The sequence below is a fragment of the Actinoplanes sp. TBRC 11911 genome, assembly GCF_012933445.1.
Taxonomy (GTDB): Bacteria; Actinomycetota; Actinomycetes; order Mycobacteriales; family Micromonosporaceae; genus Actinoplanes.
The window spans coordinates 1-21,700 of sequence record NZ_JABBNC010000029.1 but is presented as its reverse complement, the minus strand read 5'-3'; the positions used below and the strand labels follow the sequence as shown (position 1 = coordinate 21,700).

At 70.3% G+C, this 21,700-nt stretch carries 18 protein-coding genes; 6 read left to right on the top strand and 12 right to left on the bottom strand.

Annotation, left to right across the window (positions count from 1 at the left end; translation table 11 throughout):
* Positions 1-158: 158 nt before the first annotated feature.
* The 3 genes from HH310_RS30745 to HH310_RS30735 all read right to left on the bottom strand — a co-directional run bounded on the left by HH310_RS30745 (position 159) and on the right by HH310_RS30735 (position 2,712).
* Positions 159-1,205, bottom strand: a complete 1,047-nt coding sequence (locus tag HH310_RS30745; protein ID WP_169179207.1) for a lactonase family protein — start codon at positions 1,203-1,205, stop codon at positions 159-161.
* Between the two features lie 15 nt (positions 1,206-1,220).
* Positions 1,221-1,820 (bottom strand): hypothetical protein, encoded by a 600-nt coding sequence (locus HH310_RS30740; RefSeq protein ID WP_169179206.1) that lies wholly within the window; start codon positions 1,818-1,820, stop codon positions 1,221-1,223.
* A 76-nt stretch (positions 1,821-1,896) separates the two neighbouring features.
* Positions 1,897-2,712 carry a hypothetical protein gene (locus HH310_RS30735; RefSeq protein ID WP_169179205.1) on the bottom strand — a complete coding sequence of 272 codons (816 nt, stop codon included), beginning with the start codon at positions 2,710-2,712 and terminating at the stop codon, positions 1,897-1,899.
* 139 nt (positions 2,713-2,851) lie between these two features.
* Here HH310_RS30735 and HH310_RS45005 point away from each other — a divergent pair, with 139 nt between their 5' ends.
* Entirely contained in the window at positions 2,852-4,504 is a 1,653-nt protein-coding gene (locus tag HH310_RS45005; protein WP_169179204.1) for a BTAD domain-containing putative transcriptional regulator, read from the top strand.
* On the opposite strand, the gene HH310_RS30725 is transcribed toward HH310_RS45005, so the two are convergent.
* The 4 genes from HH310_RS30725 to HH310_RS30710 are packed head-to-tail and all read right to left on the bottom strand — an operon-like array spanning position 4,501 to position 8,569.
* Positions 4,501-5,100, bottom strand: a complete 600-nt coding sequence (locus HH310_RS30725; protein ID WP_169179203.1) for an ATP/GTP-binding protein — start codon at positions 5,098-5,100, stop codon at positions 4,501-4,503. The two genes, HH310_RS45005 and HH310_RS30725, sit on opposite strands and share 4 nt — an antisense overlap.
* On the bottom strand, positions 5,081-5,455 hold the full coding sequence (locus HH310_RS30720) for a DUF742 domain-containing protein (RefSeq protein ID WP_169179202.1): 375 nt from the start codon (positions 5,453-5,455) through the stop codon (positions 5,081-5,083). The genes HH310_RS30725 and HH310_RS30720 overlap by 20 nt, the downstream gene beginning before the upstream one ends.
* On the bottom strand, positions 5,445-5,864 hold the full coding sequence (locus HH310_RS30715) for a roadblock/LC7 domain-containing protein (RefSeq protein ID WP_169179201.1): 420 nt from the start codon (positions 5,862-5,864) through the stop codon (positions 5,445-5,447). Before HH310_RS30715 ends, HH310_RS30720 begins: the two co-directional genes overlap by 11 nt.
* Positions 5,861-8,569: a sensor histidine kinase gene (locus HH310_RS30710; RefSeq protein ID WP_169179200.1), complete on the bottom strand. Its 2,709-nt coding sequence runs from the start codon at positions 8,567-8,569 to the stop codon at positions 5,861-5,863. Before HH310_RS30710 ends, HH310_RS30715 begins: the two co-directional genes overlap by 4 nt.
* 259 nt (positions 8,570-8,828) lie before the next feature.
* Between HH310_RS30710 and HH310_RS30705 the strand changes: the two genes are divergently transcribed.
* Genes HH310_RS30705 through HH310_RS30695 form a run of 3 tightly spaced genes read left to right on the top strand, consistent with a single transcriptional unit; the run spans position 8,829 to position 11,481 of the window.
* Complete coding sequence (locus tag HH310_RS30705) at positions 8,829-9,476, top strand: hypothetical protein (RefSeq protein ID WP_169179199.1); 648 nt, start codon at positions 8,829-8,831, stop codon at positions 9,474-9,476.
* A gap of 12 nt (positions 9,477-9,488) precedes the next feature.
* Positions 9,489-10,451 (top strand): hypothetical protein, encoded by a 963-nt coding sequence (locus HH310_RS30700; RefSeq protein ID WP_169179198.1) that lies wholly within the window; start codon positions 9,489-9,491, stop codon positions 10,449-10,451.
* Between the two features lie 58 nt (positions 10,452-10,509).
* Complete coding sequence (locus HH310_RS30695) at positions 10,510-11,481, top strand: YafY family protein (protein ID WP_169179197.1); 972 nt, start codon at positions 10,510-10,512, stop codon at positions 11,479-11,481.
* On the opposite strand, the gene HH310_RS30690 is transcribed toward HH310_RS30695, so the two are convergent.
* Both HH310_RS30690 and HH310_RS30685 read right to left on the bottom strand, forming a co-directional pair.
* The gene (locus HH310_RS30690; RefSeq protein WP_169179196.1) at positions 11,475-12,011 is read right to left on the bottom strand and encodes a hypothetical protein; all 537 of its coding nucleotides are present in this window, start codon (positions 12,009-12,011) and stop codon (positions 11,475-11,477) included. The two genes, HH310_RS30695 and HH310_RS30690, sit on opposite strands and share 7 nt — an antisense overlap.
* Positions 12,012-12,239: 228 nt before the next feature.
* A complete protein-coding gene (locus HH310_RS30685) occupies positions 12,240-14,210 on the bottom strand; it encodes a peptidase (RefSeq protein ID WP_169179195.1) in 1,971 nt (656 codons plus the stop codon).
* Positions 14,211-14,419: 209 nt separating this feature from the next.
* Here HH310_RS30685 and HH310_RS30680 point away from each other — a divergent pair, with 209 nt between their 5' ends.
* Complete coding sequence (locus HH310_RS30680) at positions 14,420-15,577, top strand: cytochrome P450 (RefSeq protein ID WP_248294593.1); 1,158 nt, start codon at positions 14,420-14,422, stop codon at positions 15,575-15,577.
* Here HH310_RS30680 and HH310_RS30675 read toward each other — a convergent pair.
* Positions 15,574-17,754, bottom strand: coding sequence for a bifunctional diguanylate cyclase/phosphodiesterase (locus tag HH310_RS30675; RefSeq protein WP_169179193.1), 2,181 nt, complete (start codon positions 17,752-17,754; stop codon positions 15,574-15,576). The two genes, HH310_RS30680 and HH310_RS30675, sit on opposite strands and share 4 nt — an antisense overlap.
* A gap of 35 nt (positions 17,755-17,789) precedes the next feature.
* The gene (locus HH310_RS30670; protein ID WP_169179192.1) at positions 17,790-19,316 is read right to left on the bottom strand and encodes a beta-N-acetylhexosaminidase; all 1,527 of its coding nucleotides are present in this window, start codon (positions 19,314-19,316) and stop codon (positions 17,790-17,792) included.
* A 23-nt stretch (positions 19,317-19,339) separates the two neighbouring features.
* Here HH310_RS30670 and HH310_RS30665 point away from each other — a divergent pair, with 23 nt between their 5' ends.
* A complete protein-coding gene (locus HH310_RS30665; protein ID WP_169179191.1) occupies positions 19,340-19,870 on the top strand; it encodes a GNAT family N-acetyltransferase in 531 nt (176 codons plus the stop codon).
* A gap of 163 nt (positions 19,871-20,033) precedes the next feature.
* Here the strand turns inward: HH310_RS30665 and HH310_RS30660 are convergent, their stop codons facing one another.
* Positions 20,034-20,792, bottom strand: a complete 759-nt coding sequence (locus HH310_RS30660) for an SGNH/GDSL hydrolase family protein (protein ID WP_169179190.1) — start codon at positions 20,790-20,792, stop codon at positions 20,034-20,036.
* Positions 20,793-21,700: the final 908 nt, after the last annotated feature.

The following is a 21,700-nucleotide window of genomic DNA, read 5'->3' as shown; positions in this document are numbered from 1 at the left end:
CAACGCGAATGCCATATACGTTCGGCCGAAAGTTACTCGGATTAGGAAAGAGTTAAGGACAGATCACCGAGCGTAATAGCGTCATTCCGCTAAGTGTGAATGCCTGTCGGATTTAGGTTCATTAATGCCTTCAATCCGGAGCTGTCCTAAATCACAGATCAACTGACGACCCTCGGCGCCCAGCCCAGCAGGCATGTGGGGCTGGCCACAATGGTGGGTTCGCCCTGCTGGACGGGCACCCCCGTCTCCGCGTCGATCCGGAGCGCCGTCACGCTCTGTGACAGCTGATTGGCTACGTAGAGGTGATCCCCCAGCAGCGTCATGTGCCTCGGCCAGTGCCCGACCGGCGTCTCGGCCACCAGGACGGCCTGCTCGCCGTCCCAGGCGAAGGTCGCGACGGTGTCCGGACCACGGTTCGCGACGTAGACGAAACGGCCGTCCGGCCGCATGGTGATCTCCGACGGCAGGTTCTCGCCGTCGCGGGTGGTGGTGGCCACCCGGCCGGCCCGGGCCGGCGTGCCGTCGGCCGACGGGCGGAACCAGCTCAGCGTGCCGTCCAGCTCGCCGACCATCAGCAGGGCGCCGTCCGGCGACCGGCGCAGGTGGCGCGGACCGGTGCCGGGCTCGGCGACGATGGCCGGCCCCGACATGGTGAGCCGCCCGGACCGGTCGAGCCGGGCGCGCCACACCCGGTCCGAGCCCAGGTCGGCGATGAGCACCTCATCGCGTTCCGGGAACACCATGTGCGCGTGCGGACCGGCCTGCCGGTCGGCGACCGGGCCCCGGCCGGTCAGGCCGAGCAGGTCCGAGCGTTCGGCGGGCACGCCGGCGGCGTCCAGCGGGTGCACCGACACCGAGCCGGACGAGTAGTTCGCCACCAGCAGGTGCCGGGCGTCCGGGGTGATCGCGAGGTGGGCCGGGTCGGTGCCGCCGGTCGCGCGCACCGCCAGCTCGGTCAGCGCGCCGTCGGCGGACACCGCGAAGGCGCTGACCGTGCCCTCGGGGTCCACCTCGTTCACCGCGTACAGGATCGGCAACGCCGGGTGCTGGATGAGGAAGGACGGCGACGGGGTGCGGGCCGCCACCCCGAGCGGAGTCAGCGCACCGGCCGCCGGATCGCGCCGGAACAGGGTGATGCCCGCACCGTCGCCACCCTTGTCCGGCGTGTAGCCACCGACAAAGACGAGTTCACCGTTCGCTTCCATACGTAGATCCTCGCATCACACTGGACGGTGCATGCGGGCGTGGGCCGCCCGGCGGCATTCGGTGTCCAGCGGCAGCGGGTGACGGGCGACCAGGACCTCGATCAGCTCGGGCCGCCCGGCGGTGCCGACGCTGCGCAGCCGACGCGCGATCGTGCCGGTTTCGTCCGGGTAGCGATCGGTGAGACGCAGTTCCCGTAGTACCCACGCCAGCGGCACCTCGACGCCCGCGTCCGCGGTGCCCATCGCGGTGGCCAGGGCCGCGCCGTTGCCTACCTCGGCGAGCTCGGTCACCAGCAGGGCGGGGTGGTGACGCAGTGAGGCGTACGGGAAGGAACTGAGCCGGCCGTCCGATCGCCAGAGGTGGAACCGGCGCGCCGGAGCGCTGACGTGCAGGCGCCAGTCCGGGCCGCTCAGCCAGCGCGGCCAGCGTGCGCAGTAGTACGCCTCGACCGCCTCGGCCCACTCCCGGGCCACGCCGTACTCGTGCAGGCACCGCACATGCGCCGGACCCGGCCGGACGTCGGTGGCGCGCTGGTCGACCATCCATGGCAGCACGGACCAGTCCTGGCCGGCCAGGCCGAGGACGGGCCGGCCGCAGAGTGAGCACTCGGTCACGGTTCCGCCTTGCCGGAAAAAGCGGCGGCCGCGCGGACCCCCGTCCGACCCGCGCGACCGCCAGCTACGGTTCTGATCAGCTGTTCAGCAGGTCGTACGCCGCGTCCGGGGCGGGCGTCTGCGCACCCGGGGCGGGCACCGCCGGGACGGTCGCCTTCCCGTAATCGGAGTACTTGACGGTGTACGTGCCGGCCTTGCTCTTGCCCGCGGCCGGGATCTTCAGGGTCATCGAGGTCAGGTGCCCCTGGGCGTCGACGACCGCGGTGAACGGCACCGTCTTCGCCTTGGCGCCGAGCGCCTTGAGAGTCGCCTCGTCCAGGAGTTCGTCACCCGTCGGCACCGACGTGATGTCGGTGGTCCCGGCGAACTGGCCGGAACCCGTCTCGGTCACGGTCGCCGCGTGCATCGCCAGGAAGTACACGTCGCCGGGGTCGGCGTTGTCCTCGTTGAAGGTGATGAAGCCTTGGCTGCCCGCGTCCTTCACCCGGCTGGTGTCGAGCTTCATCCACTTGCTCGGCAGCTTCGGCAGCCCCGGCAGATTCGCCGGTTTGAACGCGGCCTTCATCCAGGTGCCCTCGTCGCGCACGAGCGCGTTCATGGTGAGCGTGAGGTCGATGTCGTCGTCGTGCTCGCGGTAGGAGATCTTCATGTCGAAGGCTCGGTGAGCCGCGTCATAGTAGCCGGAGAGGCTCGTCTGGTCCGGCTGCGTCACCTCGAACTTGTACGCGCCCGCATCGTCGCCGGGAACCGATTGGAAGAGCGCGTCGTGCGGGGTGACCGTCTTCTTGGCCGGGGCTGGGGCGGCCGTGTCATCGGAGGCGACGCTGCACCCGGTCAGGGCGATCGAGAGGGTCAGCAGGGCGGCTGCGGGGCCGGTTATGCGTGCGGTCATCGTCCTTTGTCTTTCGTCAGTCGTTCCGCTGTCGGGGATGACCCTCGGGGGCGCTGCTGCGGGACCGCTGCGGTTATGCTGCTGCCGGCTGCCGTTCTGCTGCCTTTATGGATATTCGCTGGTCAGGAGGTGCGTCGCGGTGATCGACGGCCGCGCTGCCGCACTTCGTTTCGAGATTTTGGGCGACGTGCGCGTGCAACGTGGCGAGCGGACCGTTGATCTTGGTCCCGCCAAGCAACGGGCGGTGCTCGCTGTGCTACTGCTCCAAGCCGGACGGCCGGTTCCGACGCACCAGATCGTCGACGGGGTCTGGGGCGACGAGCCGCCGGAGAACGGTGCGAACGTCGTCCAGAAATACGTGGCCGGTCTGCGCCGCGTCCTGGACCCAGACCGAGCTCCCCGTACGCCTGGCGAACTGCTCGCGTTGACCGGCGGGGGCTACGTGTTGCGGACCTCGGGGGCGACCCTGGACGCGGACGAGTTCCGCGACGCCGGCGCCCAGGCGGGTGCACTGCGTGCGGACGGTCTGCTCGCCGAGGCCGCGGCCACCTTGCGTGCCGGGCTCGCGCTGTGGCGCGGTGCGGCGCTGGCCGGGCTGACCGGGCCGATCTTCGAGGCGGCGCGCACCCGGCTCGCCGAGTCGCACGCCACCGCCTGGGAGACGTGGGCCGAGATCGAGCTGGAACGCGGGCAGAGCGCCGAGCTGATCCCCGATCTGTCCCGGCTGGTCGACGAGTTCCCGCTGCGGGAGGGTCTGCGGGCCGAACTGATGCTCGCGCTGCACCGGGCCGGGCGGCAAGCCGAGGCACTCGCGGCGTTCCGCGACGCCCGGGAGTATTTCCTGGACGAGTTCGGTGTGGAGCCTGGCGAGAAGATGCAGGTGGCGCATCGCCAGATTTTGCGCGGCGAGGTGCCTGCTCCCGCGGGTCAGGCTTTGCCGGTCGCGGCGCCGGCCTCGTCGGCGGCGGGCCAGGCTCCGCCGTTCGCGACGCCGGTTTCGCCGGCCGCGGGCCAGGCTCCGCCGGCTGCGGCGCCGGCCGGACCGGTGCCGCTGCCCTATGGCTATCAGCCGCCCACGCCGACGGGCTGGCCGGCCACGCCGGCGCCACCCGTACCGGCGCCACCCAAGCACCGCATCCCGGTTGTTCAGGTGTTGCTCGCCGCGGTGATTCCCATCTTCTCGTTGGGGTTCCTCGGATGGATCTACTTCGTCATCCTGGCGATCCGGCAAGGCGACAAGCGGCAGTACCTGGTTGCCGCCGGCTACGCCGCCACCGGCACCATCGGGTTCGTTCTCATCGCGATGGACCCGGCCCCGGACGACAGCGGCGACTTCGCCAGCACCGGGAATCCAGGCGTCGTGCTCTGCATCCTGACCCTGCTCGCCTCCGCGATCCACGGCGTGGTGATGGCCACCCACCTGTCCACGACCGGCCGCAACCGCCGGGGCGTGCATCGTGAGCACGCACTGCAGATCGCCGCCCACGACCCGGCCCTCGCCCGGCAGATGGGCATCGGGCGGCCGGACCTGCCGCGCGCCTTCCACGGCGGGCTGATCGACATCAACCACATGGACGGCGCCGGGCTAGCCCGGTACACGCGGCTGGGCCGAGCGGCCGCGCAGCGCATCGTGGCCGACCGGTATCAGCGCGGCCCGTTCCGCAGCCCGGACGATCTGGTGGCGCGCGGCCTGATCACGGCCGGGCGGATGCGGCGCCTGCGGCCGCGGCTCATCGCCGTTCCGCCCGCCCAGGTGGCGGGCCCGCCACCGTGGGTGCCGCCGCAACCCTAACGGGATGCGGCGGCCGTCAACTGGCGACGGGCCACGTACTCGACGAGTTCGATGAGGACGTTGCGGGCGCCCACCGGCTCGCGGGCGTCGAACAGCACCACCGGGACACCCTCGTCGAGGTCCAGGGCGCGGCCCACCGCCTCGGCCGCGAACCGCTGCTCCGAGTCGAAGCAGTTGACCGCCACCACGAACGGGGTGCCGCGCTGCTCGAAGTAGTCGATCGAGGGGAAGCAGTCGGCCAGCCGGCGCGTGTCGGCCAGCACCACGGCACCGAGCGCGCCTTGGGACAGCTCGTCCCAGAGGAACCAGAACCGGTCCTGCCCGGGCGTGCCGAACAGGTAGAGCTGCAGGTCGTCGGTGATCGTGATGCGGCCGAAGTCCATCGTCACGGTGGTGGTGGTCTTGCCCTCCACCCCGTTCACGTCGTCGGCGCCCTCGACACCGGTGAGGACCTCCTCGGTCTGCAGCGGACGGATCTCGCTGACCGAGCCGACCATGGTGGTCTTGCCGGCGCCGAAGCCGCCGGCGATCAGAATTTTGAGTGCGACCGGGATGCGCGACGTCGCGCCGTTGCGATCAGAGCGCACGGAGTCCATTGACAACCGCCTTGAGTACGTCGACGTCGTGCGGCGCGGACGCCGCAGGGGGTTCGTACATCGAGATGAGCCCTGCCGAGCGTAGATCACCGAGTAAAACCCGGATCACCCCGATCGACAGGTCGAGCGCCGAGGCGAGCTCGACCACGGAGATCGGCTCCCATGCGGCCGTGACGATCGCGTGGTGCTCGGGCAGCAGCCCGGCACCGGACGCGCCGTCGGGCGCCGTCGCCACGATGAACGCCACCAGGTCGAACTCCCCGTTGGAGGGAGCCACCCGGCCCTGCGTCATCGCGTACGGCCGGACCACCGGGCCCGCGTCGTGGTCGAGCCAGTCGTGCGCGTCAGCCGGCATCGCTGGATGCCGCCGGGCGTCCCGGTGCGTCCATCTTGGGGCCGACGCGGGTGACCAGCATCGCCATCTCGTACGCGATGAGGCCCAGGTCGGCGTCGGCCGTCGCGACGACCGCCAGACAGGCGCCCTGACCGGCCGCGGTGACGAAGAGGAAGGCGTCTTCCATCTCGACCACCGTCTGCCGGACCGGACCGGCCTTGAAATGTCTGCTGGCGCCCTTCGCCAGGCTCTGAAAGCCCGCCGCCATCGCGGACAGGTGCTCGGCGTCCTCCCGGGTCATGCTCGTCGAGGCGCCCATCATGAGGCCGTCCGCCGACAACACCACCGCCTGTTTCGCGGTGGTTACCCGCTTCACAAGATCGTCCAGGAGCCAGGTGAGGTTCCCACTCTGGTTCGTCGTCTGTGTCACTCTGCGTCCTTCTCCGGCCTGGAAACTTCGTTGCCTCCGGGGCCGTCGGCGCGGTCGCCGGCCGCATCCGTCCCGCCCCCGGTTGATGCTTCGCCCTCGACGATCGCGAAGTTCACGATCGCCGGGAAACTGACGGTAGCCGCATCCGCGAAGGATGCATCAGCCAGCCGCCCCCCATTGCCTGATTCCTCGCCATTGGACCGATCTTCCGGCCCGGGATCCGGGGCGCCACCGTCACCGATCTTGGCGGCGTCGAGGCGTCCCTTGGTGGTGCCGCGTTGCAGCGCGGTCATGATGCTGCGCACCTGCTCAGGTGACCGGAACGCGACGGTGTCCTCGTCCGGGAGCGGCTGCTCGGTGCTCGTGCGGCGCAGCTGCGGGGCGAGGTTCGCCTGCCGGCGGCGGCGGGGCAGGCCGTCCTCGGTGAGATCCGCCGGGGTGTCCGCGACCGGCGCCCCGGTGGGGGCGAGGGCGGCGGCCGGTGCGGCGGCATCGGAGGTGGCGAGGTCGACCGGGCGGCGCACGCGGCGGCGCTGCACCAGGCCCTCCACGCTGAGCTCGGCGGCCACCGTGCTGGCGGCCGGGCGCGGCTCCACCGGAGCCGGCGCCGGCGGCGGCGGGGCCTCCAGCGCGGGCCGCGTGCGCTGCCGCGGGATCGGCCGGGTGACCTCGCCGGATGTCGTCGCACGCCCGGAGACGGTGACCTGTCGTAGCTCCTCGGTGCCCTGCCACTGCAGTGCGGCCAGCGAATGCCGGGCCGGGTCGTCCGAGCCGGAGCCGACCAGCGGCTGCTCGGCGCTCGGCAGCGTGCCGAGCGGACCCGCGGTGACCAGGGCGCCCGGGATGAACACGATCGCGGTGACGCCGCCGAACGCGGACGACCGCAGCGCCACCCGGATGCCGTGCCGGTTGGCGAGCTGGGCGACCACGAACAGGCCGAGGCGGGCGCTGTCCGACGGGTCGAACTCGGGCGGCTCGACCAGGCGGCGGTTCACCTCGTCGATCGCTTCGAGGGTCATGCCGAGGCCGCGGTCCTCGATCTCGACGGCGTACCCGTTCGGCAGCACCTGACCGCTGACCTGCACCCGGGTGTGCGGCGGGGAGAACGACGCCGCGTTCTCCAGCAGCTCGGCGAGCAGGTGGATGATGTCGCCGACCGCACGGCCCAGCACCGAGGCCGTCGCGACCGTGCGGATGTCGACCCGCCGGTAGTCCTCGACCTCGCTGATCGCGCCGCGCACCACGTCGATCACCGGCACCGGGTTGCGCCAGCCCCGGCCGGGCGCGGCGCCGGCCAGGATGACCAGGTCCTCGGCGTGCCGCCGCATCCGGGTGGCGAGGTGGTCGACGCGGTACAGGTCTTCGAGCTCCTGCGGTTCGGTCTCGCGGCGTTCCATCTTGTCGAGCAGCGCGAGCTGGCGGTGCAGCAGCGTCTGGCTGCGCCGGGCGATGTTCAGGAACACCTCGTTGAGTCCGCGCCGGACGCTCGCCTCCTCGACCGCGGACTGCACGGCCGTGCGCTGCACGTCGTTGAACGCCTGGCCGAGCTCGCCGATCTCGTCGAGCCCGTACGCGAGCGGCGGCGTCTCGACGTTGACGTCGACCTCTTCACCGCGCTGCAGCCGGCGCACCACGTTGGGCAGCCGCTCGGTCGCCATCTCCAGGGCCTCGCCGCGCAGTCCGCGCAGCCGGCCCACGATCGAGCGGCCCACCTTGATCGACACGAGCACGGAGATGATCAGAGCCACCAGGCCCAGAGCCCCGGCCAGGCCGAGACGCAGCAGGACGCGTACGGCGATCGGGGTGGTCCGGGAAGCTAAATCGTCGATGGCGTCGGACTCGAAACCGCTCAAGGCCACCGTCGAGGTCGCGTACGCGTCGTGCCAGCGGTCGCCGGTGACCGGCGGTGCCGCACCCGGCCGGGCCTGCGCCACGAGCGTGTCCATCAGGCGGTTCAGCTGCACGAAGGACGCGCTGCTGGTGAGCGTCTGGTACGCCGTGCGCTGCGCCTCCGGGAGATCGTCGACGCCCTGCTGGAGCAGGAAACGGCCGGTACCGACGTCCTGCACCAGCTCGGAGCGCGCCGCGTCGTCGAACTTGCCGGCCACCGTGGCGCCGGCCAGCAGCGAGTCGACGCGGGCCAGATACTCCTGGCCCTCGCCGACCGTGGACAGCGCGTCGATCTCACGGTCCACGTTCTCGTCACCGAACGTGGCCAGCGCCGCGAACATCTCGAACGCCGCGTCCATCGTCTCGTTGTAGATGCCCTGGGCGCCGACCGCGTCCACCTCACGCCGGTCGACGTGCAGGCGCTGGCTCGGCAGCGTGTTGAGATCGAGGAACATCTGTTCGAGCCGGGCGTGCAGCGCGGCGTTCGCCTTGCCGGCCACCTCATGGCTGCCGGCCGACTGCCGGAACGCCAGCACGGCGCGATCGGTCGCGGCCCGTTGCGCGGTCAGCGCCGGCGTCACGGTGCCGGGGGTCGCCAGGTATTCCACCGAGAGGCGCCGCTCGCGCTGCAGCTCCGAGACGAGGACCTGACCGGGGTTGTTGATGCGGGTGACCAGGGTGCGGGCGGACAGCAGGTTGATCGCGGGGCCGGCGGTGAGCACCGTCGCGAACGCCCACAGCGCGAGCAACGCGACCAGTGGCACGGAGATCAGCGCGATGATCTTCGAACGGATCGACCAGTGTCGGCTTTTCATCAGGCTCCGCCCGGTTGACAGCTGTTGGCGTACGAGCGGACCGTGCGCCTCCGGCAGAATACGTAAAAGCTTCAATCAGAGCCACACCCCGGGCGAGGTGGTTTGTTCCTTCTCTGTCCTGATTGTCCAGGGAAGATCACCTGGTCAACCGAGTCGTAGATATGACAGAGGCTTCTCAAACGGCTCCCGGGCGGCAATTAAATGATTGGCGACCTGCGGTGAGTGGGCATACCGGGAGTGAAGAAGGAGGAGGAGACCGATGTCCGCCACTGCCACCATCGTCCTGATCGTCGTCATCATCGTGGTGATCGCCGCTATCGTCTACGGCATCCAGGTCGCACGGCGCAGAAAGCTTCAGAACACCTTCGGACCCGAGTACGACCGGGTGGTGTCCGACGCCGGGAGTCGCACCGAGGCGGAGAAGGAGCTGCGCGAACGTGAAAAGAGGCACGCCGGGCTCGAGCTCAAGCCGCTCAGCCGGGAGTCACAGGACCGCTACGCCACGGCCTGGGAAGAAGTGCAGATCCAGTTCGTGGACAACCCCACCGAGGCCGTCACGACAGCGGACGACCTGGTGACCCGCCTGATGGCCGAACGCGGCTACCCCACCGAGAACTACGAGAGCATGCTGGCCGACCTGTCCGTGGAGCACGCCGGGACGCTGCAGCACTACCGGGACGCCCACGACATCAGCCGGCGCAACACGGCCGGTGAGGCGAACACCGAGGAGCTGCGGCAGGCGCTGGTGCATTATCGGGCGCTCTTCGGGGAGCTGCTCGGTACGGTGCCGACGGATTCCGAGAGCTCCGGTGACTCGGCACCGGCCGCTGAGTCCGTCCCCCGCACGGCGCCGGCGCCGCGAACGCCCGCCGACGATGAAGCCCAAGCGCCCGATACTCGCCGCTAGGAGTCGCCCACCATGAAGTTCTTCTCCAACGACGCCGCCCGGCAGGGCGACGAGACGACGTACGACGACGACCGTGCCCGCGAGCGGGCGCAGGCCGAAGGCACGACCGTGCCGCAGCAGCGGGCCGGTTCGCCGTGGAGCGACGCGCCCGGCGACACCCAGCCGGTGGTGGACTTCAGCCACGCCTCGGGCCGGACCGATGACGATGTACGCGACGCCGACCGCACCGTGGTGATCGACAGCGCGGACGCCGGCGTGGCCGGGCGCCGTGGCGATGTGGCGGATCGCCGGGCCGACCTGGACGAGGTGGACGGGCGCGACGACGTTGATCGTCAGGACGACCTCGACCGTCCCGACGGGCTCGATCGTGGCGACCTCGATCGTCCGGATGACGTTGATCGTCGCGACGACGATGACCGCATCGACGACACGACGGATCGGATGGCCGACGCGACCTCGGACAACGCGCCCACCGCCGACCTGCGCCACGACTCCGCCGAGCCGGTTGACCTGGCGCTTGATGACGACGACCAGCGGACCACGACGTACGGTCCGGACGGCACGGTGACCTCCACGGAGCAGCCGCGTTCGATCCGGGACGAGGGCACCCCGGACGTGGTCGAGCCCGCCGCCGGCGAGAAGGTCGACGACTCGCTGGTTGCCGACGCGAACGCCGAACCGGTCGCCGCCGCCACCCCGGTCGCGGACGAGAAGAAGGCTGCCGGGACCGACCGGTTCTTCCCGGAAGGCGACGATCTGGCCGACCGGTTCCGCGACATTCAGCTGCGGTTCGTGGACAACCCCAAGGACGCGACCGGCGAGGCCGCGGCCCTGGTCGACGAGGCGCTCGACAAGCTGACCGCCGCGTTGAAGAGCCGCAGCGGCGACCTGGCCAGCAACTCGGACGACACCGAGAAGCTGCGGGTCGAGCTGCGGGGATATCGGGAACTGCTCAACCGCGTACTCAATCTCTGAGGTTTCCGGCCGCATCGGGGGAGTCCATCGGGCTCCCCTTCGGCGTTACCGTGCCCGCATGAGAGCCGGTCGTCTTGTCTCGTTGCTGCTGCTCCTGCAGACGCGGGGGCGGATGACCGCGCAGTCGCTCGCCGACGAGCTCGAAGTGTCGGTGCGCACGGTCTACCGGGATGTCGAGTCGCTCGGCGCGTCCGGGGTGCCGATCTACGCCGATCGCGGGCCGACCGGCGGCTACCAGCTGCTCGACGGTTATCGGACCAGGCTGACCGGGCTGACCAAGGAAGAGGCGGGGACGTTGTTCCTCGCCGGGATGCCGGACGCGGCTGCCGAACTCGGGCTCGGTTCGGTGCTGGCGGCGGCCGAGCTCAAACTGCGCGCGTCGTTGCCGGACGAGCTGGGTGAGCGGGCCGATCGCGTACGGGAAAGGTTTCATCTCGACGCACCCGGCTGGTTCCGGGCCGATGAGCCCACGCCGCATCTGTCCACCGTGGCCGACGCGGTGTGGCGGGAGCGGATGCTGGAGGTGCGTTATCGCCGGTGGAAGGCGCCGCGCGAGGTGACCCGGACGCTGCATCCGCTCGGCGTCGTGATGAAGGCCGGGCGGTGGTATCTGGTGGCGAGCGCGCGGGAGCGGACCACGTCGTACCGGGTGGCGAACATTCTCGAGGCGGAACTGCTGGAGACGCCGGCCGCGCGGCCGGCGGATTTCGACCTCCGGGCGTACTGGCGGGACTGGGCCGAGCGGTACGAACGCAGCGTCTACCGGATGACCGCGACCGTACGCATGACGCGCGCGGCCCTGGATCTGATGGCGTTCGTGTTTCCGCCCGAGATGTCGCGGGTGGCCCGGGAGTCGGCAGGCGTTCCCGATCCGGACGGCTGGGTGGTCACGACCGTGCCGATCGAGTCGTTCAAGCATGGGCACATCGAGCTGCTGAAACTGGGTGATCAGGCGGAGGTGCTGGAGCCGGCCGAGTTACGGGAGCGGTTCGCGGAGACGGCGCGCGGGCTGATCGCGAAGTATCAGTAACGGTGGGCGGCGACGATGCTGCCCTGATCACCGCTGCTCTGATCACCGCTGCTCTGATCGCCGCTGCCTTGATTGCCGTTGCCGGTGCCGCCGTTGCCGCTGTTGTCCGGCGGGTCGGGCGGGACCGAGGTGTCGCCGTTCGACGGGTCGGTGGGGTCGTCACCGGCCGGGTGCGACACCGGGTCCGAGGGGTCGGTGCTGGTGCCGGAACTGGGCGACGACGACTTGCTCGGCTCCGGCTCGGCCGACGGCGACGGGCTGGGCGTGGGCTTGCGCGACGGCGTACGGGTGACGGGGTCGGCGTTGCGATGCGGAGTCGTGCGGATCTCGTGGTCCTCGGGGGTGTTCGTCGGCTGACCCGCGCCGGTGCCGCCGAACAGCTCGGTGCCCGCCGGCTTCTGCTGAATCACCGCCGGTTGATGGTTGATCGGAGGTTGCTCCACGGCGCCGAACTGGACACCCAGCCACAACGCCGGCCCTAGCCCGACCGCGACGATCGCTCCGAAGAGCGCCACAGGCCCCCGTTCCATCGTTGACCTCCCCCAAGTCAAACAAATCATCTCGCCGGACGGCGACCCACACCTACCCATTTGTGCGAACGGCAACCAAACAAACCCGTGAGGTGATTGTTGCCCAAAGTGACCAGCAAATGAGCGCTGCGTCAGAGATGAGACCGTTCCGCTATCTACACGTGCGAGGACCACGCAGAGTTGCCGGACGCGTACGTGATCCTGCTCAACGGTGTTGTGGCAGGTCACTCACCGGGTGCCCGCGAGAAAGGCCACCGCGTCGGTGAGCGCGGCCCAGCCGCCGGGGAGTTCGTCGGAGTCGAGCCCGGTGCGGAGGTTCACAGTGCGGCCGTCCCGCAGGGAGATCTCCCAGGAGCGGCGGCCGTTCCGGGTGGCCGAGGCGCGGGCCACATCGGCGAACGCGACGAAGCGGAAGGCGGCCTTCTCTTGAGGACCGTCGGTGGCGTCCGTCGCCGAGCTGCTGTCATCGGCCGCTGAGCTGGGTGGCTCGGGTGCCGGCGGTGCCGTTGCGTTGGTGGCCGGGGTGCCGTCGGCCAGGACGCCGTCGGCGGCCCAGCGGGTCAGGCGGCGCTTTGCCTCGGCCTGCCGGGAGCGCGGCAGGCTCGGGAGCAGGACGAGGCCGGTCTCGATGATCAGGACGTCGGTGCGGGCGCCGTCGACCGCGATGTTGACCACGCCGCCCAGGACCGGGACGCGGGCCCGACCGTCGCCTCGGGCGGCCGTGAGATCGATGTCCAGGGCAGCCAGCCACTTGCGGGCGTCGGCGACGGTCGATGGGTCGGTGGCGAGCGAGGCCGGGCCGGCCAGGTCCAGGTGTGCGCCGTCGATCGCGACGAGCTCGGCCGTGCCGGTCCAGCTGTGCCGCCAGCGTGCGGCGCCACTGCGCAGGGCGGCCAGGGCGAGCAGCAGGGTGATCAGGTCGATGATCCGGTCGGCCGTCTGCTCGTCCGGCAGGTCGCCGAAGACGGTCGCGGCGATCTTCTGCAGCCGGCCGTCGGCGGCCAGGTCGAGGACGTCGGCGGCGCCGGCCACCGGCGATCCGGCGGCCCGCGAGACGGCTCCCAGCGCGGCGTCCGCCTCGCGTTCCATCTCAGCGTCGCGCGCCAGGCTGAAGAATTCGTCCCAGCTGACGACCGCCCGCCCACCGGGCGGAAAGGCGACGGCCTGCAGCGCGCGCCCCAGCCCCGGCAGATCCGGCACAAGATCCCCCGCAGGCCCGGACGGCGCGGGGTCAGTCGGTTCGGCACCCGGCTCAGCAGCGTCGACCGTGGGCACAACGGCAGCCAGGGCGGCCTCTCGCTCAGTCACCGGCGGGTGGGTGTCCCACTCGGACGGCGGCGAGGGGGTCAGCGCTCGCAACCGCGCCGCCTCCTCCGCCCTCGCCGCCAAGACCTGCAGGAAACCGCCGAACACGTCGACCGGCGCATATCCGGCCTGCCACCCCGGGCTCAGATACTCGGTGTGGAACAGGTGTTGCATGCCGTCCAGCACCGGGCCGTCGCGCAGCACCCCAGCCGCCGTCCGCAGACCGGCGAACTCGGCGGCGACACGATCCGCCGCCAGCTCCTGCGCGAGGCCGAACGGTGCGCTGGCCCGGCGATACCAGGCGGCATAGGCGCGCAGCACCGGCCCGGCCGGGCTCCGCCGCGGGATCCGGCGCACGATGCGGCCGATCGCCACCCGCCCGCGATACGCCGCCGGCGCGAAGCGGCCCAAGCGGGGCGAACCGTGCGCGAGCTCGTGCGCGACCACGGCCCGCAGCTGCGCCTCGTCCCAGGCGAGCAGCAACGGCATCCCGAGCAGGAGGTCACGCCGGCCGCCGACCAGCCCGCCGAGACGGATCCGCTCGGCGAGCGTGGCGGAGGCTCCGGCGATCACGAGCACGCCGTCGGGCGGGACGGCACCGGCGGCGGCCGACGCGGCGTCCACCAGGGACCACAGGGCGGGTGCGTCGGTGCGGGAGATCGGCACCCCGGCCGGAATCCGGTGCGGCAGCCGGAGCGCGCGGACCGTCGCGTACCAGAGAAGGCCGCCGGTCGCGATGGTCAGCGGCACGGCCACCTGCAAGGCGATCGATCCCGGAAGCAGGTCGAGGAACAGGTAGACGATCAGCAGCGCGGCGCCGACCTGGAGCCACGCCACCGCGAGGAAGCCCACGAACAGCACGGCGGACCGCCGCGAACCGGTGCCGTCCTGCAAGCTTCCTCCTCGAAGGGGCCGCCGAGGCGGCCGGTAGCCGACCCCACCCGAGGCACTGGGTGGGGCAACAGCCTAGGGGTGGGTACCGACAGAAACGCCAGACGTGACGCCCGCTCACGGCCAAACTTAAGGAAGTTTTTTGGCTTCGTTCCGGGCCGTCATCGAGGGGGACACGCAACGCTATGGTGGCTTTCGACCAGACTCTCCCGTTGGCTTTGAAGGGCTACGCCTGGCTGCCCGACCTGCGGCGAAAGCATCACGGCCGGCCCTTCACGATGCGGCTCGCCGGGCGGCGCACGGTCGCGATCAGCGGGCCGGACGCGGTGCGTTTCTTCTACGAGCCGGGCCACCTCGAACGCCGGAACGCGGTCCCGCCGCAAGTGCTGGACACACTGTTCGGACGCGGTGCCGTGCATACGCTCGACGGCGAGGCGCACCGCGTACGGAAAGCCCTGTTTGTTGATCTTTTGCTGGAGGACGGTGCCGATACGCTGGCCAAGCTTGCCGGGGAGGCGTTCGACGACGCGTCCGAGCGGTGGCGTGCGGCGCGGTCGGTCACCCTGTTCGACGAGGCTGCCGGGGTGATCGCCGATGCCGTGACGCGGTGGACGGGCGTACGGGAAATGGTGCCGGCGGCGGATCTCGTGGCCATGGTCGACGGGTTTGCCTCGGCCGGGCCGAGGCAGCTGCGGGCCCGGCAGGCGAGGCGGCGTCAGGAGGCGGTGCTGTCGCGCTTGATCGAGGACGTACGCCGGGAGGAACAGTCCACGACGCCGATCTCCCGGATCGCGCATCACCGGGAGGACGGTCGCCTGCTCGACGCGCACACCGCGGCCGTGGAACTGCTCAACATCATCCGACCCGCGACGGCCGTGGCCTGGTATGTCGCCTTCGCCGCGCACGCGCTCGACCGCTGGCCGGAGAACCGCGCGGGCCTGACCGACGACGACTTCACCCGGGCGTTCGTGCACGAGCTGCGCCGTTATTACCCGTTCGCGCCGTTCGTCCCGGGCATCGCCACCGACGACCTCCGCTTCCACGGCCAGGAGATCCCGCGCGGCACCCTGGTGCTGCTTGACATCTACGGGCAGCACCACGACTCGCGCGTGTGGGCCCGCCCGTACGAGTTCCGCCCGGAGCGCTTCCTGGGCCGCCCGGCCGGCGAGTTCGAGCTGATCCCGCAGGGTGGCGGCGATCCGCGCACCGGTCATCGCTGCCCGGGCGAGACGATCACGGTCGCGCTGCTCGGGACGCTGGTGCAGCACCTGGTCCGGCTCGGCTACTACCTGCCGCCGCAGGACACGAGCATCTCGTTGAGCCGCATTCCGGCACGCGTGCGCAGCGGCATCGAGATCGTGGTGCCTTAGCCGACGCCCGCCGCCTCGCGGAACGGCGACACCACCGGCTTGCCGAAGTGATAGCCCTGCGCCAGGCGGTACCCGAGCCGGTGCAGCTCGGCGGCCTGCTCGGCGGTCTCCACCCCTTCGGCGACCGCACCCAGCCCGAGCCCGTCGGCCACCTTGATCAGTGCCTCGGCGATGACCGCGTGCCGGCCGGCCATGGTGATGTTGTCGACGAACGACTTGTCCACCTTGAGCACGTCGACCGGAACGTTCTGGAGCAGGCCGAGCGACGAGTGCCCGGTGCCGAAGTCGTCGAGCGCGATGCGTACGCCCAGCGCCCGCAGCTTCTCCAGCGTCCGCACCGCGATGCCGCCCGAGAAGATGGCCGTCTCGGTGACCTCGACCAGCAGATGCTCGCCGGGCAGGCCGGTCGACTTGAGCACCGAGCTGACGAACTCGGCGAAGTCCGGCTGGGCGAGCTGATGCGCCGAGACGTTGACGCTGACGTATTGCGGGGCGTCCGCGCCGAGCTCGTCGCGCCAGATCTGGGCCTGCCGGCAGGAGGTCCGCATGATCCAGGCACCGAGCTCGACGATGAGCCCGTTGCGCTCGGCGATCGGGATGAACTCGACCGGACCGACCAGTCCACGGACCGGATGCTCCCACCGGACCAAGGCCTCGACCGCGACCGTACGCCCGTCCGGCAGGCTCACGATGGGCTGGTACACGAGGAAGAACTGTTCGTTCGCGTCCAGTGCCCGCCGCAGGTCCGCACCCATCTGGGCGTCCCGGGCGGCGATCTCGTCGAGCTCGACGACGTAGCGACGGAACCGGCTGCCGTGCCGTTTGGCGGCGTCCAGCGCGGTGTCGGCTCGGCGCAACAGCTCGCCGGCGTCCGACACGCCGTCCCCGTCGGAGATGCCGACGCGCACGTTGAGCAGCAGTTCCAGGCCGGCCGTGTCGATCGGCCGGCGCAGCGCGTCGGCGACCTGCCGGGCGAGGACCTCCGACTCGGCCGCCGAGGCGTCCGGGATGAGCAGCGCGAACTCGTCGCCGCCGATGCGGGCCACCAGCATCGGCTCGGCCGTCGCCTCGCGGAGCCGGTCGGCGATCGCGACCAGGGCCCGGTCCGCGGCGGCGCGGCCCAGCCGGTCGTTGATGTTCTTGAAGTCGGCCAGGTTGAGGATCGCGACCTGCGGCGACCCGCCGGCCCCGAGCGCCGCCGTGACGCGCTGCTCGAAGTTACGCCGGTTCGGCAGGCTGGTCAGGTCGTCGTGCAACGCCAGGCTCTGCGCCGCCGAGACGAACCCGGACAGTCGCAGCAGGATCAGCACGAACAGGATGGCGGAGCCGAGGCCGATCACCAGCCAGCTCAGGTGGTCGACGCTGTGCGTCCGCCGGATCAGCAGCACCCCGGGCACCAGCAGCATCGAGACCGACAGCATCAGGAGGCGGCCCCGGCTGAAGGTTTCGGCAACCGGTTCGGCGGCGGGCATGCGTACCGAGGGATGCAGCACGGCGGTGGACCAGCAGACGTACGCGAGCAGATAACCCACGCCGACCCACATCGTGTACGCGGCGGCGGCGGGTACGAGCGTGTAGAGGACGTTGCAGATCAGCGTGAACACGCTGCCCACGATCAGCAGCCACCGGCTCACGGTCTGCCGGCCGGGCCGTACGACCATCGGCAGCACGACCGCGAACAGCACCACGCCGGTGGTCGGATACCCGGTGGTGACCAGTCTGGTGGACAGCGGCAGCGAGGCGTCGGTGGCGACCGGGCCGATCACGAAGACCCAGTACACGATCGCCAGGCTGACCGCGATGATCGCCCAGTCGGTGAAGCGGGCGGACAGTCGCGGCCAGCGGTCGCGGGACATCCGGAACAGCCCCAGCGCGAGGACCGGCATGGCGGTCAAATAGACGAAGTCGGCATACGTCGGATAGACCTGGGTCTCCCGCAGCAGGCCCTCGGCGATGAAGACGACGTCGCCTCCGACCCACAGGAACAGGCCGGAGGCGATCAGCAGCCAGGCGGACATGTCGGCCGGGCGATGGCGGCGCAGCCCGAGGACCATCACCACACAGGAAATGAGCCCGATGATCCCACCGATGAGGATGGCAAAGCCCCACGACGGCAGTAGAGGGTAGGTAAACGCCGCGCAGGTGCCGAGCACCAGCCAGATCAGCCAGAGACCCATACCCAGTAATCGGCATTTTCCGGATTCGTCTGAAGCTATTCCCAGTTGATATTGAAGTTGACGCCCTGGGCGGTCCAGCGCGGGGCGAAGCTGGTCAGCCTGGCGCGGAACGACTCCCAGTCCCTGCCCGCGCGCGGCGTCCAGGCGACCTCGGCGATGGCGGCCAGGCGCGGGAACGCCATGAACTCCACGTCGGCCAGGCTGCGCAGGGTCTCCGACCAGAGCGGGGCCTCCACGCCGAGCAGCGACTCCTCCCCCACTCCCGGCAGGCGGTCGGCCGGGTCCCAGTCGTACGCCCGTCGCACGTCGAGGAAGCCGGCCCAGTCCAGCCCGAGCGTCGTTTCCTCGACGTACTTCATGTCGAGGTACGTGTGGTCCGCGGGCGACATGATCACTTGATGCCCGGCGGCGGCTGCCCGTTTTATGCCGTCGTGGGTGGCTTCGATCCGCCAGTACTGCGGGATCGCGTCGGCGGGCAGCTCCACGGCGGTCATCTCGTGCCAGCCGATGGCCCGCTTGCCGTACTTGCCGATCAGCGGCAGCACCCGGCTCATGAAGGTCTGGTAGTCGTCCGGCGGGGTCGAGAACGCCTCGTCGCCGCCGATGTGCAGGTACGGACCGGGGGTTATCGCGGCTACCTCGCGGATCACGTCCTCGACGAATTCGTAGGTGTTTTCCTGGTTCGCGGCGAGGGAGCTGTAGCCGACTGTTTTGTCGGTGCGCTGCGGGACGGGCTTTTGGTCGGTGGTGAGGTCGGTGTAGGCGCGTTGAGCCGCGTTGACGTGACCGGGCATGTCGATCTCGGGGACGATGGTGACAAAACGCCCTTTTGCGTACGCCACGAGGTCTGTGTAGTCGGCCGTCGAGAGAAAGCCCGGGCCGGCGCCGTCGACACCGGTGCCCGCGCCGCCGCTGACCTCGGTGAGCTTGGGCCAGGACGGGATCTCCAGACGCCAGCCCTGGTCGTCGGTGAGGTGCAGGTGGAGGTGGTTGATCTTGAGCTGGGCGATGGTGTCGATGTAGCGCTTGAGGTCGGGTAGGGGGTAGAAGTGGCGGGCCAGGTCGAGCATGGTGCCGCGGTAGGGGAAGCGGGGGGCGTCGTCGATGCGGCCGCCGGGGAGCGCGTGGGTCGCCGCCGGGTGCTGCTCCCCCGATTCGGATATTTCCGTTATTCCGCCTTTGTTCGCCATCGGCTCAGGCAGGAGCTGGCGGATGGTCTGGATGCCGGCGAAGAGGCCCTCCTGGTCTGCTGCGCGCAGCGTAACGCCATCGGTGCTGATGTCGAGGCGGTAGGCGCCCGTCCTGCGCTCTTGATCGGGATTTCGCCCGGACCCGGCCACGAAATTTTTGTCAGACCCCTCCAGCAGAATGCGGATCGGGCCGTTGGTTCGCAGCGGCACCGGGAATCCGGTGGCTCGCCTTAACAGCTCGGCCAGGTGCACGGCGAGGTCCGCGAGTTCGGGGGCGGCGCTCACCGATACGCCCGTGGTCAGGGTGAAGTTCGCGGCCGGGTCCGGTCGCACCGACGCCGGAAGGGGGATGACGTCTACGAGCTGTCTCATCGTTGGACCTTAAACTGCGCTTCATGCCGCTCACGACCCGTCGCGCCGACAACTCCGACGCCGAGCTTCTGCACGATCTGGCCGCGCGCACGTTCGGGCTGGCCTGTCCGCCGGGCACGCTGGTGAGCGACGTGGAGGCGTACGTGGCAAGGAATTTATCGCGCGAGGCGTTCGTGGGATATCTTGCCGACCCCGGCCGGGTGCTGCTGACCGTGTCGTCATCGGGTGTGCCGATCGGCTATTCGATGCTGGTCAGCGGCCCGATCACGGACCCGGTCGTGGCGGCCGTCGTCGACGAGAAGAGCATCGAGCTGAGCAAGTTCTACGTGGATCCCGGCTGGCACGGCGCGGGCGCGGCCGCCGAGCTGATGACCGCGACCCTGGCCGAGGCCGCGGCGACCGGCGCCGATTCCTGCTGGCTCGGGGTGAACCAGCAGAACGTGCGGGCGGCGCGCTTCTACGCGAAGCAGGGCTTCGAGGTGGTCGGCGTGCGGCGCTTCCAGGTCGGCGACGTGTGGCACGACGACCACGTGCGCTCGCGGCGCTTGCCTTAGGTGCTCGCGCTCCCTGGACGGTCGCCGGCCGCGAGCGTGGTGCCGCCGCGCGCTTGTTGCCGCGTTGAGCGCGGTGCCGCCTTCGTCTTGGCTAGACCCGTTGCTGCCGTCTTGGCTAGACCGGTTGCTGCCGTCTTGGCTAGACCGGTTGCTGCCGTCTTGGCTAGACCGTTGCTGCCTCGATCGCGACCCAGTCGAGGAACTTGCCGGCGCGGTCATCGCCCGAGGAGCGGCCCCGCACGCGGCGGTTGATCCACGGCAGGACGTGCTCACGGTAGTAGCGGGCCTCGGCCAGCACCCCACGCCGCTCGTTCGGCCCGGGGTCGACGACATGCGCCGCTGTCGAATACCCGAGCGCGGTCAGCACCGTTCCCGCGACCCGGCGATGCCCGGCCGCGTTGAGGTGTAACCGGTCCGGCGACCAGTAGGGCGCCCGCCGGATCTCGGCGTCGTGGAACATGTCGACAAACGTGATGTCGTACCGTTGCGCGAACCCGGCGGCCAGATCGGTGATGACCTCGCCGCGCCGCCGCATCACCCGCCCGAACGGCAGCCGCTCCGAGGGGTCGGGGCCACTGAGCAACAGCAGCCGTACGCCTTCGTCGCCGCACCGGCGGATGGCCCGCTCGGTGATTTCGCCCAGGCGCGCCATGTCCCCGCCAGGCCGCATCATGTCGTTGCCGCCGCCGTTGAGCGACAGCAGCGTGGGGCGCGGGTCCAGGGCGAGCGCCGCCTCGAGCTGCTCATCAACGATCGGCCCGAGGAGCCGCCCTCGAACCGCCAGGTTCGCATATTGGACCGTCTCCCCCGTGCCCGCCGCGAGCCCGGCCGCGACGAGGTCGGCCCATCCCCGGACCGACCCATCCGGCAGCCCGTCCCCGAGCCCTTCGGTAAAGCTGTCCCCGATGGCCGCATACCGCATCAACGGATGCCCTCCAACCGTGTAGTGATCATCCACACACGAGGCTATCCCCCTCAGCGTGCCCCCACCCCCGGACGCCCATCAACCACCCGGCACAGCACCCCGCTTCCGTGTGGCCCGACCCGAACGACGCCGGAAAGGCCTGGTCAAAGGCCGCCGCACCCCATAACCCTCGACGGCCCGACGTGCGGAGCGGCAAACCGGAACGGCCCGGTCCAGCCCATCGCACCCCACAGCCCTCGACAACCCGACGTGCGGAACGGCAAGCCGGAACGGCCCGGTCCAGCCCATCGCACCCCACAGCCCTCGACAACCCGACGTGCGGAACGGCAAACCGGAACGGCCCGGTCCAGCCCATCGGCACCCCACAGCCCTCGACAACCCGACGTGGCGGAGCGACAAGCCGGAAAGCCTGGTCCAGGCCGCCACACCTCGTAGCCCCGACAGCCCGACGTGGCTGAGCGGCAAGCCGGGTCTTGCGCACCGCGTACCTGGTCAAACCGCCCAGGGCAGGCCTCGGCCGGCACCAAGAGCGGCGGTGAGCGACGCGTGCCACTCGCAACATGGCGGCCGTCTCACTATTCGGACACAGATGCTCGCATCGTGAACGATGGTCCGAATAGGACGGTAACTTTGCCCGCTATCACAGCTTTTGCGGCCACCATTTTCCGCTTGATGTCGAGACCTTGGAAAGTTACGCCCACATACGAGCCATAACTCTCCAAAGTTCGAATCAGGCTGCGGGAGGCCCGCACTCGGGCGCTTGAGTCAGCGCGGTGGCGATTACTCGGGCGGTCGAGTCAGGCGCGGAGCGGTTACTCGGACAGTTGAGACAGGCAGGGGCAATCACCCGGGCCGTCGAGACAGGCAGGCGCGATCACCCGGGCCGTCGAGACAGGCAGGCGCGA